Source organism: Pseudomonas sp. AU11447 (genome assembly GCF_001672555.2).
GTDB classification, from domain to species: Bacteria; Pseudomonadota; Gammaproteobacteria; order Pseudomonadales; family Pseudomonadaceae; genus Pseudomonas; species Pseudomonas nitroreducens.
In genome coordinates this window covers 246,271-258,469 of sequence record NZ_LZDG02000024.1, presented here as the reverse complement: position 1 = coordinate 258,469, position 12,199 = coordinate 246,271, and the positions used below count along the sequence as shown (strand labels likewise).

At 65.8% G+C, this 12,199-nt stretch carries 9 protein-coding genes; 4 read left to right on the top strand and 5 right to left on the bottom strand.

The annotated features are described in order from the left end of the window. Window positions 1–5 precede the first annotated feature (5 nt). From A6723_RS06815 to A6723_RS06805, 3 genes are all read right to left on the bottom strand, one after another. A complete protein-coding gene (locus A6723_RS06815) occupies window positions 6–1,364 on the bottom strand; it encodes a DUF1329 domain-containing protein (protein ID WP_054909781.1) in 1,359 nt (452 codons plus the stop codon). Window positions 1,365–1,405: 41 nt separating this feature from the next. Then, window positions 1,406–3,253, bottom strand: a complete 1,848-nt coding sequence (locus tag A6723_RS06810; RefSeq protein ID WP_054909782.1) for a DUF1302 domain-containing protein — start codon at window positions 3,251–3,253, stop codon at window positions 1,406–1,408. Window positions 3,254–3,407: 154 nt separating this feature from the next. Then, a complete protein-coding gene (locus A6723_RS06805) occupies window positions 3,408–3,974 on the bottom strand; it encodes an alpha/beta hydrolase (RefSeq protein ID WP_139092915.1) in 567 nt (188 codons plus the stop codon). Between the two features lie 342 nt (window positions 3,975–4,316). On the opposite strand from A6723_RS06805, the gene A6723_RS06800 reads away from it, so the two are divergent. From A6723_RS06800 to A6723_RS06795, 3 genes are all read left to right on the top strand, one after another. Beyond that, window positions 4,317–5,321 (top strand): AraC family transcriptional regulator, encoded by a 1,005-nt coding sequence (locus tag A6723_RS06800; RefSeq protein ID WP_051445555.1) that lies wholly within the window; start codon window positions 4,317–4,319, stop codon window positions 5,319–5,321. A gap of 622 nt (window positions 5,322–5,943) precedes the next feature. Continuing rightward, window positions 5,944–6,105, top strand: coding sequence for a DUF1427 family protein (locus A6723_RS31140; protein ID WP_081754002.1), 162 nt, complete (start codon window positions 5,944–5,946; stop codon window positions 6,103–6,105). 34 nt (window positions 6,106–6,139) lie between these two features. Next, complete coding sequence (locus tag A6723_RS06795; protein WP_054910931.1) at window positions 6,140–7,096, top strand: zinc-binding alcohol dehydrogenase family protein; 957 nt, start codon at window positions 6,140–6,142, stop codon at window positions 7,094–7,096. Window positions 7,097–7,313: 217 nt separating this feature from the next. Here the strand turns inward: A6723_RS06795 and A6723_RS06790 are convergent, their stop codons facing one another. Together A6723_RS06790 and A6723_RS06785 are read right to left on the bottom strand one after the other, a co-directional pair. Continuing rightward, window positions 7,314–8,105, bottom strand: a complete 792-nt coding sequence (locus A6723_RS06790) for a TenA family transcriptional regulator (protein WP_054910932.1) — start codon at window positions 8,103–8,105, stop codon at window positions 7,314–7,316. A 75-nt stretch (window positions 8,106–8,180) separates the two neighbouring features. Next, the gene (locus tag A6723_RS06785; protein ID WP_256235791.1) at window positions 8,181–10,640 is read right to left on the bottom strand and encodes an EAL domain-containing protein; all 2,460 of its coding nucleotides are present in this window, start codon (window positions 10,638–10,640) and stop codon (window positions 8,181–8,183) included. Between the two features lie 342 nt (window positions 10,641–10,982). Here A6723_RS06785 and A6723_RS06780 point away from each other — a divergent pair, with 342 nt between their 5' ends. Beyond that, window positions 10,983–12,086: a helix-turn-helix transcriptional regulator gene (locus A6723_RS06780; protein ID WP_064979588.1), complete on the top strand. Its 1,104-nt coding sequence runs from the start codon at window positions 10,983–10,985 to the stop codon at window positions 12,084–12,086. Window positions 12,087–12,199 lie beyond the last annotated feature (113 nt).

Genomic DNA, 12,199 nt, shown 5'->3' with positions numbered 1-12,199 from the left:
TTTCATCAACGAATACCGCTACCGGCCAGCGCCTCGGGGGACCACTGGGTCTTGGCCAGCGGGTCGATGTAGCTGATGCCGCCATACGGGCCGACGACGCCGTTGATGTTGTAGGAGCCGGCAGTCAGGTCGTAGATCATGAACGGCGTGGCGTCCGGGATGCGCTTGTCGTAGCTCTGGCTGAGGAAGGCGAAGGAGCCGCGATAGAGCTGGCCGCGAGCGTCATATTGGTCGGAAGCCAGGGCCACCCAGCTGTCTTCGTCGAGGTAGAAGCGACGCTTGGCGTAGATGTGCCGCGCGCCGGACTTCAGCGTGCCTTCGACGACCCACACGCGGTGCTTCTCCCAGCGCACGTAGTCGGGTGAGAGGTGGTTGGGCGTGACCACCGGCTTGATGTCGCTGGCATAGGTCAGGCGGTAGGTGTTGTAGGGCACGATCATTTCCTGCTTGCCGACCAGTTTCCAGTCGTAGCGGTCCAGCGCGCCGTTGAAGACGAACACGTCATCGTAGGTGCCGGCGCCGGCCATGCCGGGGTTCGGCGTGTCATAGGCGAGGTTCGGCGCGAGCTTCACGCGGCGCTGGCCGGGCAGGTACTGCCAGGCGCGGCGCGGCTGCTGCAGCGGGTTGGCGGCGTCCTTGAGCATCATCGCCTCGCCGGCACGTCGGGCCGGGCCGCTGTAGTACAGCTTCATCTGGTAGTAGACCTCGGAGCCTTTCACCGGCTGGGTGAGGTCTTCGTACACCGGGTAGTTGATGAAGGCCTGGCCGGTGGTGGCGAGGTTGGCGCTACCGGAGGCGTCGACGTTCCAGGAGTCGTACTTGGCCTTGATGTTCACGCCCTGGTAGCGCAGCAGGAAGTTCCACATGGCTTCCGCGCCGGTCTGCGGGATCGGGAATGGCACGCCCGGCAGCGCGTTGTCGATGGCCGTGCCGCCTTCCAGGGACTGCGCGGTGACGGCGTTCTTCTTGCTGTTTTCCAGCACGGTATCCGGCAGCGCAGCGCTACGGTGGGTCGGATAGACGTCGACGCGGAAGGTCGGATAACGCTTGGCCAGCTCGACGGTGGTGGCCGACAGCTGGTTCTTGTACTGGTCGACGTTCTTGCCATCGATCACCAGCAACGGCTTCTCGCCGGCGAATGGGTCCGGGCGCATGGAGTCGCCGGCCTTGAAGCCGGCCGGAGCGCTGGTCAGGCCGCCGGCGTAGGCGGGAATCGAGCCGTCGCTGCTGGCGGCTTTCTCGGCGCCGACCAGGGTCAGGGTGCTGCCCAGCTGGGCAGCGTCCTGCGGGGAGACAGCGGCCTGGGCCAGACCGCAGAGGGTCAGGCCGAGGGCGGTGGCGATCAGGGTGGGTTTGAAGTTCATGCTGGGTTTCTCCTGCTTCGAGCGCGAAGCCTGGGGTGAAATCAGAAGGTGGCCTTCAGGGAGGCGGTGACCATGCCGCGGTCCTTCAGCAGGGGCGCGAGGCCGCCTTGCGAGGTGATCTGGCCGGGAATGCACTGGTACTGGCCGTTGGCACCGGGGGTGTTGTTGTCGCGGCCGCTCTCGCAGGTATCGAAGGGGCCGAAGGCGTCGACGTACTTCAGGTCCAGGCGGTACTTCTGGTGGAAGTCCGCGGCCACGCCCACCGAGTAGCTGCCGGCGTCCTCGTTGCCGCCCAGTTGCACCGCCGAGTTGCCGTGCAGGCCGACGTTGTACGAGAGCGGCATGGACAGGTCGACGCCGGGGAAGGCCTGGTACCAGGTCGGAGTGAAGTTGGCCGACATGGCGTAGGCGTTGGTGGTGACCTTGTCGACACCGTGGTAGCTGGAGTCGCCCTTGAAGGTCTGCTCACCTTCGGTGACGTCGATCAGGTGAGTCAGGGTGCCTTCCACGGCCAGCGAAGAGGCATCCCACAGCGGGGTGGCGCCGAAGGTCACCAGGCCGTTGAGCACGACGTGGAAGGTCTTGCCGCGGGCAAGGCCCGTGTCGCCGTCGCTGGGCAGCTCGCCGATCAGGTTGGCGCCATTGACCGCGCCACGCTTGGCGGCCGCGTAAAGGGTCGAGTTGACGGTGGTGAAGTTGCTCGCCAGCGGCATGTTCTCGCGGTAGTTCAGGTCCATGCCGACGCTCACGCCGGCGATTTCCTTGGACAGGCTGATGCCGTAGATATCGATGTCGTCGGCGTAGGCGGTGATGTAGTTCATCCCCTGCAGGCCGGCGAGGCCGGGCTTGTGCAGGTTCGGTGCGTCGATGAGTACCGCCGGCAGGGTGTCCGAGGTCTTGCGGTAGTAGAAGCCCAGGGTGCCGTCGAGCCATTCCGGGCTCCACTTGGCCATCAGGCCGAAGTCGCCGGTGTTGCTCGGCTCGCGGTCGTGCCCGCGTGGCGCGGCGTAGAAAGCATTCTGCGCCGGCAGCGGCAGCCAGAAGACGTTGCCGCCGTCGTTGAGCATGTCGTAGGGGCCCATGTAGGTGCCGCCTTCGGGGAAGCGCGAGTTCTCGAACTCGAGGAAGTACTGCGCGGCCAGGGTCAGCTCGGGGTTTACCGTCAGCGAGGCGGACAGCTGGTTGCGCGGCATGAACAGCTCTTTCGCCTCGGTGCCCGGTACGTTGTAGAGCTTGCCCAGGTCCAGGGCCGATTGGCCGTAGTTGATGCCGTTGGCGGCGCTGAACAGCGTCTCGCCCCAGTAGATGGTGTGGCGGCCGAGCTTGCCGCTGAGCTGCATGTCGTCGCCCACCTGGTGGCTGGCGAAGACGAAGGCATCGAGCAACTCGCCCGATGGGCCGTTGTAGTAACGGTCGGCGAAGGTGCTCAGGCCGTGGGTGGCCGGCTGCGCGCCACGCGGGGCGATTACCGTGCCATTGCGGCTGACCAGGTGGCCGGCGTTGCCCTTCTCGCCGGGGAACGGGTTGTCGGACCCGACATCATCGTAGGCATGGTCGTACCAGCCGGCGGCGCTGAGGCGGAAGCCCATGCTGTCGCGGTAGACGAAGTCCAGTTCGCTGAGCAGGTCGAAGCGCTGGGTCACCGGAGTGCCGGACGAAAAGTTGCGGTCGCCGTCGTTGGTGTTGGCAGTGCCGGCGATCTTGCTGTTGGGCGACTCGACCCGTTGCCCGTAGCTGAGCTTGACGGTGTTGTCGAAGCGGATCGACAGGTCCGGGTTGCCGGTGTCCAGCTCGAAGGCCTGCAGGGGCTGGCCAGCCATGGCGGCGAGGACTGCGGTCGCCAGCAGGCAGCGCTGCAGGGGACGATTCGGATTGCTCTGGTGATGCATGCGTGTGCTCCGTTTCTTGTTGTGGTCGGGACGCTTTCCGGGCCCGTCCCGCAGCCCCTTCTTTGCTCTGGAAGAGCGTGCGCCGGGGCGCACGAGGGCCTGCCCCGGCGCGAACGCCGGAACCGGGGGTTGTCGTTGAGTCAGGTGTGGTGGATCAGTGGTCCAGCATCTGGATCAGTGCTTCGGCCTCTGGCCAGTCGCCGAACCCCGAAGCGGGATTGAGGTGGCCGACACTGCCCAGCTCTACCAGGCTCGCGCCCCAGGCCTCGGCCAGTCGCCGTACGGCATCGGGCGTGGCCAGCGGATCGTTGTCGCTGCACGCCACCAGGGTCGGGAACGGCAGAGGCTGCTGCGGCAGCGGTGCCCACCCCATCTCGGCAAGCACGGCAGGCCTGGGATAGTGGGCCGGCCAGTCGCCGTCCAGGTCCGGCGGGGTTGCCAGCAGCGCACCCTTGATCGGCCGGCTGTAGCGCGCCGCCCAGTGCGCGACCATCAGCACACCGGCGCTGTGGGCCACCAGGATCACCTCGCCGTCGATGCCCTCCAGCTCGCACTGAATGGCTTTGATACGGGCGTTCAGGTCGAGTTTGTTCTCGGTCAGTGGCGGCACGCTGCGAACATTGGGCAGGCGCTGCTGGAGCAGGGTCTGCCAGTGCTCGGCCACGTGGTCGCGCAGGCCGGGAACCATGAGGACGGTGGTGGAAGATTTATTGTTGTTCACCGGTTCACCTTTCAGTGATTTCGAACTTGTTGGACAGACAGTAGAGATGCCCCGGTGGCGGTGCTTTGCATTGAGCGTCAGGCACTTCGCATTTGATGACAGCCTGCCCCCCACCCGGCATGTCGTCGCTGAGCCAGGGGCCGTACGTTACGGGACGTACGGTGCATTCCAGAGCGCCGGAAGCACTGGCCGAAGCACGAACTTTCGTACACGCTTGGTTACAGCTGTCGCTAGAATCTGATGTCATCGACCCAGCCAGCGTGCGCCCCGGTCGCCAGGTGTCCATGAACCCTGCCGGCACGGAGCAACCACAAGAACAAGAAGGCGATCGGCATGACCCCAATGGTTCGCATTGCGGCCCTCACCAACTACCTGGAAGTGGCCAGGCACCTGGGCCTCAACCCGCAGCAACAACTGAGCGCGGTGGGCCTCTCCCAATCCATGCTCGAACACCCGGAGCAGCGCATTCCCGTTGCAACGGCAGTGACCCTGCTGGAGGAATCGGCACGCATCAGCGGCTGCGAAACCTTCGGCCTGCGCATGGCCGAATCGCGCCAGCTCGCCGACTTTGGCGTGATCAGCCTGCTGTTGTCGCACCAGGCGACGCTGCGCGAGGCGATGGATACCATCATTCGCTATCGGCACCTGCTCAACGAGTCCCTGGCGCTCTACGTCGACCAGGAAGGCAAGATGGCGATCCTGCGCGAAGAACTCCTCACCGTACCGCCAATGCCCATGCGCCAGGGCCTGGAGCTGGCCCTGGGCACCCTCTACCGCCTCTGCGCCGCCCTCCTCGGCCCGCACTGGCGACCGATCAGCGTCAACTTCAGCCACGACGCCCCGGCGGACCTGCAGGTGCACCGCCGGCTGTTCGGCTGCAAGATCGAGTTCGGCAGCGAGTTCAACGGCATCGTCATCCCCGCCGCCGACCTGGACGCCGCCAATCCCATGGCCGACCCGGCCATGGCCCGCCACGCACGCAGCTTCGTCGACTCCCTGCCCGGCGCCACCGACGGCAGCACGCTGAACGAGGTGCGCAAGTCGATCTACCTGCTGCTGCCCATGGGCCGCGCGACCATCGAGCAGATCGCCCAGTCGCTGGGGTTGAACGTGCGCACGCTGCAACGGCGCCTGGAAGACAACGGGGTGACCTTCTCCGACCTGATCAACGAAGTCCGCCGCGAACTGGTACTGCGCTACATGGAGAACCCGCGCTATTCGCTGGGGCGCATCGCGGATTTGCTCGGGTATTCGATGCCCAGTTCCTTCACCCGCTGGTTCGCCGTGCAGTACGGGATGTCGCCGGCGGCGTGGCGCAAGGAGCATCTGGGGCGGGAGGGGGAGTGATTTTTCCCTGAAGGGAACGGTGCCGTGCGGTTCGCGAGCAAGCTCGCTCCTACAAGGAGTGCGCTTTGGCTTTGGCTCAGCAAGGCTTCCAGATAAACGTCAGCGCACTCCGAATGCCCCGTTCAGGAGGCCTCGTTGAATTGGAGTTTCAGGGGTTGAGCGACATGGATGTCGCGAGAGCGGCGATGGGCCAGGGATGGCCCTTCGCCGCGKGCCCCTGAAACTTCRATTCAACGAGGGTATTTTTCGCCCYAAGCGAAAAACCGGATGTCCGGGGCAAGACCTTTGCCTYCTTTGGGKCGTTTGCCAAAGAAGGTCGCCCGACGGGGCGAAACACAGAGTTTGCGCGTATGCCGTCGCGACGCTGAAAACCTCAAGCCAACGCAGCACCGTAGGCCGCATAACCCGAAACGGGTTATCCGCCGAATACCTCGCGGCGGATAACGCTGGCGCGTTATCCGCCCTACGAAGTGGCCCAGCCTTCTCCCGTGCCCGGCACGCCCATCCAATACACCCACCAACATCTGTCCGATATTCCGAAGCCAATGACCGGCGGCGCCAAGGCGCGGCCCCTAGACTGCCCCCATCCCACCCAGCCGCCGGAGCGATCCACGGAGGACACATGAGCTACCTGATCTCCCTGGCCATCGGCATCGCCGTCGGCCTGGCCTACCACTTCCTCGACTTCCGTTCGCCAGCGCCGCCGCTGGTGGCGCTGGTCGGCCTGCTGGGCATGCAGATCGGCGAGAACGCCCTGCCGCTGCTGACCCGCTGGTTCCACTGATCCCATCTCCCACTGCTTGCCAAGGACCCGTGCCATGAAAGCCCTGCAATTCGACCGCACCGGCGACCTCGCCGCCCTGAGCTTCACCGAGATCGCCGATCCGGTGCCCGCCGCCGACGAGGTGCTGGTGGAAGTCCATGCCGCCGGCCTCAACCCCAGCGACGTGAAGAACGTCCTCGGCCGCTTCCCCTACACCACCCTGCCCCGCGTGCCCGGCCGCGATTTCGCCGGCACCGTGGTGAAGGGCCCGGCCGAGTTGCTGGGCAAATCCGTCTGGGGTACGGGCCGGGGCCTGGGCTTCAGCCGCGATGGCAGCCACGCCAGGTTGATGAGCATGCCGACCGGTGGCGTGGCGCTGATGCCCGAGCGCATGAGCTTCGCCCAGGCCGCCAGCTGCGGCGTGCCCTTTACCACCGCCTGGGACGCCCTGGAGCGCAGCCAGGTCGGCAAGGGTACGCGCCTGCTGGTGATCGGCTCCGGCGCAGTCGGCGCGGCAGCCATTTCCCTGGCCAAGGCCCGTGGTGCGCAGGTGCTGGGCGCGGTACGGCGCGCCGAGTCGCAGGTGGAACTGCAGGCCCAGGGCGTCCCGAGCCTTCTGCTGGGCTCGGCGGAAACGCTGGCGGCGCAGGTGGAAGAACATTTCCCCGGCGGCGCCGAGGTGATCTTCGATACCACTGGCTTCTGGCTGCCGGCCGCCGTTTCCGCCCTGGCCACCTTCGGCCGCATCGCCATCATCGCCGCGCCGGTGGACGGCCATGTGCAATTGCCGGCCCTGGCGCTGTACCGCCGCGGCGGTTCGGTGGTGGGAGTGAATTCGCTGCTGTACGACACGGTGGCCTGCGCGGCGATGCTGCGCCAGTTCGGCCAGTGGTTCGACGACGGCAGGCTGCCGCTGCCCACCGGCCTGCGCGAAGTGCCGTTGAGCGAGGGTGTGCAGCGCTACCACGAGATCAACGAGGGCAGCAGCGAGAAGATCATTCTCGTGCCGTGAGGCTGAACTTGAGGTCGATGGAGAGCCCCTCTCCCCAACCCTATCCCTGAAGGGAGAGGGAGCCGTCCGAGCGGGCCGAACAAGACGTCTTTATCCTGCGACCTCAGACTGTGCTCGCCAGGCAGCGACGATATCAATCCGCTCCCCCTTTCCCTCTGGAGTGGGGCGCGCAGCCAGGGTTGGGGTGAGGGCAAAGCCCTGTCGAGTGGCGGTGGCCCTACCCCGCCGCCTTCATCGAAGAGTCCCGCCGCGCCCCACCCTGCGCCTGCTCCAGCGCCAGGCAGTGATCGAGGAACATGCGCATGTAGCCGTAGCTCTTGCAGATCGCCTCGCGCAGGGCCAGGCAGCGCGGCATGGCGAGCTGCGGGCCGCAGAGGGTGCAGATGATCTCCAGGGCTTCCCACGGATGATCATCGTCGTAGCGGGCATGCATCTTCAGCCAGCGCATGGCGTCCTTGCGGGTGCCGGCCGGCAGGGTACGTTCGTAGGTGTCGGAGGAGCAGACCAGCGCCGACCAGTCTCCCGTCGCGCCTTCGATGGCATAGTTGGTGGCCGCCATGGCCAGCGCCAGCTCCTCGGTGGCGCAGCTGTGCCAGCACCAGTGGCCGAGGGCGTGGAGCTCCGCGGGCACCAGTTGCGCCTTGAGTTCGGCCAGGGTCACGCCATAGGCCTCGGCCCAGCGCACCCAGTAGTCGGCGTGATTGAGTTCGACGCGGATATTGCGCATCAGCCAGCGCCGCGCCATGTCCTCGCCGGGGCTGCGGCCGAAGCGGGTCTTGAGCAGGTTGTGGGACATGTACAGGGGGAACTGCTCGACCACCTGCCAGCCGCCGATGAGGAAGGCGCGCAGGGTCTGGCGGCTCAGCTGGCCGTCGCGCATTCGCGCATAGAGGGGATGCCCGACCACCGCCAGGCGGCTGGTCTCGCACTCCTGCACCAGGCGTTGCGCCCAGTGCGGGTAACTGGAAAGTTCCTTGAGCGGCCCACTACGAACAAAGGTGTCGTTCATCCAAGGCTCCGTGCTGGTCGATCCATGCAAGCACCGGTAGATCAGGCCTCAGGTTAGTCCTCTCCGGGCGGCGCGTCACCGTCCGGAGGTTGTGTCGGTTGCTACGGCTGCGACGTGCGTCTCACGCAGGAAGCTGCGATTGAAGGGTTGCGGCCGAGCCAGGCCGTACCCCTGGGCATAGTCGATGCCTATTTCGCGCAGGACTTCGAGGATTTCCTGCGTCTCGACGAACTCCGCCACGGTGCGTTTGCCCATCACATGGCCGATCTGGTTGATCACCTGGACCATGGCGCGGTCGATCGGGTCCTCCAGCATGTCCTTGATGAAGCTGCCATCGATCTTCAGGTAGTCCACCGGCAGGTGCTTGAGGTAGACGAAGGAGGACATGCCGGCGCAGAAGTCGTCCAGCGAGAAACGGTACCCGAGGGCCTTGAGTTCCTGGATGAACCGCGTGGCGTTGACCAGGTTGGCAATGGCGCTGGTCTCGGTGATCTCGAAGCACACGCTGGACGGTTCGATGCCGTAGCGCGGCTGAACCTCGCGGAGAAAATCGAGGAAGGTATCGTCGCCGATGGTCGCGCCGGAGAGGTTGATGGCGCAGGTGTGGATCGGTTCGTAACCGCCCTCGGCGATGCGCTCAGCCAGGATCTTGAAGGCGTTCTCGACCACCCAGCGGTCGATGTCCGGCATCAGGCCGTAGCGTTCCGCGGCGGGGATGAAGTTGATCGGCGCGACCAGCCGGCCGCACTCGTCGTTCAGGCGCAGCAGCAGCTCGACATGGGCGCCTTCCATCGCGCGGTCGTCGACCGGGAAGATCGACTGGGCGTAAAGACAGAAGCGCTCCTCCTCCATTCCCAGGCGGATGCGCTGCACCCAGGCCATTTCGCCGACGCGGTTGGACAGTTCGGTGTCGTCCGGGCGGAATACCTGGGCGCGGTTGCGGCCCTTTTCCTTGGCCATGTAGCAGGCCATGTCGGCGCAGCGCAGCGCCTCCTCCACCGACACCAGCATGGCGGAGATATGCACCACGCCGATGCTCACGGTGATGTTGAAGCCGCGGCCCTCCCACATGAAGTGCAGGGCCTGCACGGTCAGGCGGATGCGCTCGGCGATCTGCACCGCCATGTCCGGCGGGCAGTGTTCCAGCAGGATGCCGAACTCGTCGCCGCCCAGGCGCGCCAGGGTGTCGTCTTCGCGCAGGCACTGCTGCAACACCGAGCAGACCTGGCGCAGCAGTTCGTCGCCGGCGGCGTGGCCGCAGGTGTCGTTGACCAGTTTGAACTGGTCCAGGTCCAGGTACATCAGCGAGTGCTGGTCGTGGGAGTCCGCCGAACTTTCCAGGGCCTGCTTGAGGCGGAACTCGAACTCCCGGCGGTTGGTCAGGCCGGTCAGCGCGTCGTGGGTCGCCTGCCAGGACAGGCTGGCCATGTACTGGCGCTCGCGGGTCATGTCATGCAGCACCAGCACTACGCCGACCACTCGCCCTTCGGCATGGATCGGCGTGGCCACCAGGGTCACCGCCACGCTGGTGCCGTCCAGGCGCTGGATCAGCTTGCTGGTCTCGCTGCCGCCGTCCACCTCGCCACGCAGGATCTGCCCGACCAGCGGCAGGCCCTCGACCTGGGAGCTCTCGTCGAGCACCCGCAGCAGCGAGCGCAGCGGCAGGCCGACGGCCATGGAGTTGTCCCGGCCGATCAGGCGCTCCGCCGCGGGGTTGAAGTAGGCGATGCACTCATGTTCGTCGAGGGTAACCACGCCGTCGCCGATGGCTGCCAGGGTGGTCTGCGCGCGCTCCCGCTCGGTGTCCAGGGCACTTTCGAAGGCGCGTTGCTGGTGCAGCAGCTTGCGCGTACGCCAGACCGCCAGGAGGATCAGCGCCAGGCCGGTCAGGCAGTTGGTGACCAGCAGCACCCACATGATCATCCGCGAGCCCTGCCCCAGGGCAGCGGAGAAGGCCATGGCGGCCGGCGTGACACCGTCGTTGATCGCCTGGATGCGGCTGTTCCAGTAGCTCAGGTCGCCGGGGCGGACGTCATTGGCGCGAATCTTCGCGCTCATCTCGTCAGCCAGCTGCTCCAGCTGGTCGAGATAGGCGTCGCCGATGATCCACATCTTCACTGCCTGGTCGAAGTAGCTGTACTCGTGGAAGTAGCGGTACAGCCACACCAGCGCGCCGACATCGTCAGGATGGATGCCGCCCTGCAAGGCACCGGCACGGGCGAGTTCCAGGTCGGGCTGACTGAGGTCGAGTGCAGCACGGAAGGTCCGATCGCCCTGGGGAATGGCAATGGCGGTGCGATAGCGCTCGTAATCCTCCGGATCACGGCTCTGGCCGTAGAGCTGCAGGTAGTGGATGGCGTCCTTCTGGCCCTTGGACCAGAGGCTCTCGCCGCCGACATAGGCGCGCACGCCAGAGAGGATAAAGAAGCTGCCGCTGCCAATCATCGTCTGCAGCAGGACCACGACCATGAACGGCCAGACCAGCTTGAGCAGACGCGTCGTACGGCGGGTCGGCAACAGTCCCAATGCATCCATAGCCAGTTTCGACTTCCTTCTTTCAATGCCTGGCAGGCCAAGGGGTGCAGTCAGGCAACACCCGGGACTTTTCTGTCAGGCCGCCCCTTCCTTAACTTCTAGCCGATCACGGGAAATCCACAAACCAGGCACCATGACGCTTGGTCGGCTGGTGGCCGGCCTCCCGCCGGAAAAACACTGCCGAAGGCTCTGGAGCGGGCCTGCGCAGGCAACGCGAAAAGCAACCGATTAGTGGCCTTGCGACAGCTAAGGCCATGTGCCATACCTCAGTCGATCGTGCATTCTGCAAAGTGCAATCTGCAAGGTGATCCGTGCAATCCGCGAGCAACCGATGGAGCGCCCATGCCACAGCGGGATATGGACATGCAGTACGACCGGCTGGTGGGCCTGACCTACGAGTGCGTGCTCGACGAGGCCAACTGGCTGCCGCTGCTCACCGAGCTGATCTGCGCCAGCGGCCGCCAGCAAGGTGCCCTGCTGTTCTGGGACCAGACCGAGAGCAGCGCGCTGGCGAGCGAGATCAATCTCTGCGATCCCGGCGCCATCGAGACCTATAACCGCGAGTTCTGCACCATCGACCCGTCCAAGGGATTCATGCTCCATCGCCCGGTAGGCCACTGGTACCACGACCGCGAGGAGTATGGCCCGCAGCGCATCGCCCGCGATCCGTACTACCAGGAATTCCAGCGCCCCAATGGCATGCACAACGTGTCCTGCCTCAAGCTCAACGAACAGGCCAACTCCGGCGTCTACCTGTCGGTGCTGACCAGCCTCGGCGCTCGCTATCCCGATACGCAGGAACAAACCCTGCTGACCCGCCTGAGCGAGCATCTGACCCGCGCGGCACGGATGTTCGGACGCATCGATGAGATGCGCCAGCAACTGGCCTACCGCGACTTGCTGCTGGACCAGCACCCCACCTCGCTGTGGCTGCTGGAGGGCAATGCCCGCGTGCTCTACGCCAACCAGGCGGCGCGACAACGGCTCGGGCAGCGCGCCGGGCTGTTCCATGAAGTCTTCGGCCGCCTGCACTGCCGCCAACACGACACGAGGCTCCAGGCGCTGGTGCGCCAGGCCGCGCCGCGCGTCGGCAAGGCAAAGGCCGGGTGGCTGCCGCTGGACGATGGCAGCGGGCAGGAGCTGCTGGTCACCCCGGTGTCAGCCGAAGCGAAGTTCAACCATCCTTTCCAGCGCCCGCTGGTGCTGCTGGCGCTGCTCGACGCGCACCGCCAGAGCGGTCTGCTGGGCGACCTGTTCGGCCTCACCCCGGCCGAACAGCGCCTGGGCGCCCTGCTGGTACGCGGCCTGACGCCCGAACACTGCGCCGACCAGCTCGGCACCTCGATCAATACGGTACGCAGCCAATTGCGCGCGCTGTTCCGCAAGACCAGCACCAGCCGCCAGGCTGAACTGGTCAGCCTGCTGGTGCGGCTGGGACAGCGCTGATTTTTCGCTGCCGTCATTCATTCAGATGATGGCCCGGGGCCAACCTGCCCCTAAGGTAGTGGACAGGTCAGCGGCCAAGTCGCCACTGGTGCACTTACTTCACTGAGCGTGGC

What these genes read in the sequence shown, in the direction of transcription:
- A6723_RS06815 (WP_054909781.1), bottom strand. Translation starts at nt 1,364, where the DNA reads ATGAACTTCAAACCCACCCTGATCGCCACCGCCCTCGGCCTGACCCTC.
- A6723_RS06810 (WP_054909782.1), bottom strand. Translation starts at nt 3,253, where the DNA reads ATGCATCACCAGAGCAATCCGAATCGTCCCCTGCAGCGCTGCCTGCTG.
- A6723_RS06800 (WP_051445555.1), top strand. Translation starts at nt 4,317, where the DNA reads ATGGTTCGCATTGCGGCCCTCACCAACTACCTGGAAGTGGCCAGGCAC.
- A6723_RS31140 (WP_081754002.1), top strand. Translation starts at nt 5,944, where the DNA reads ATGAGCTACCTGATCTCCCTGGCCATCGGCATCGCCGTCGGCCTGGCC.
- A6723_RS06795 (WP_054910931.1), top strand. Translation starts at nt 6,140, where the DNA reads ATGAAAGCCCTGCAATTCGACCGCACCGGCGACCTCGCCGCCCTGAGC.
- A6723_RS06790 (WP_054910932.1), bottom strand. Translation starts at nt 8,105, where the DNA reads ATGAACGACACCTTTGTTCGTAGTGGGCCGCTCAAGGAACTTTCCAGT.
- A6723_RS06785 (WP_256235791.1), bottom strand. Translation starts at nt 10,640, where the DNA reads ATGGATGCATTGGGACTGTTGCCGACCCGCCGTACGACGCGTCTGCTC.
- A6723_RS06780 (WP_064979588.1), top strand. Translation starts at nt 10,983, where the DNA reads ATGCCACAGCGGGATATGGACATGCAGTACGACCGGCTGGTGGGCCTG.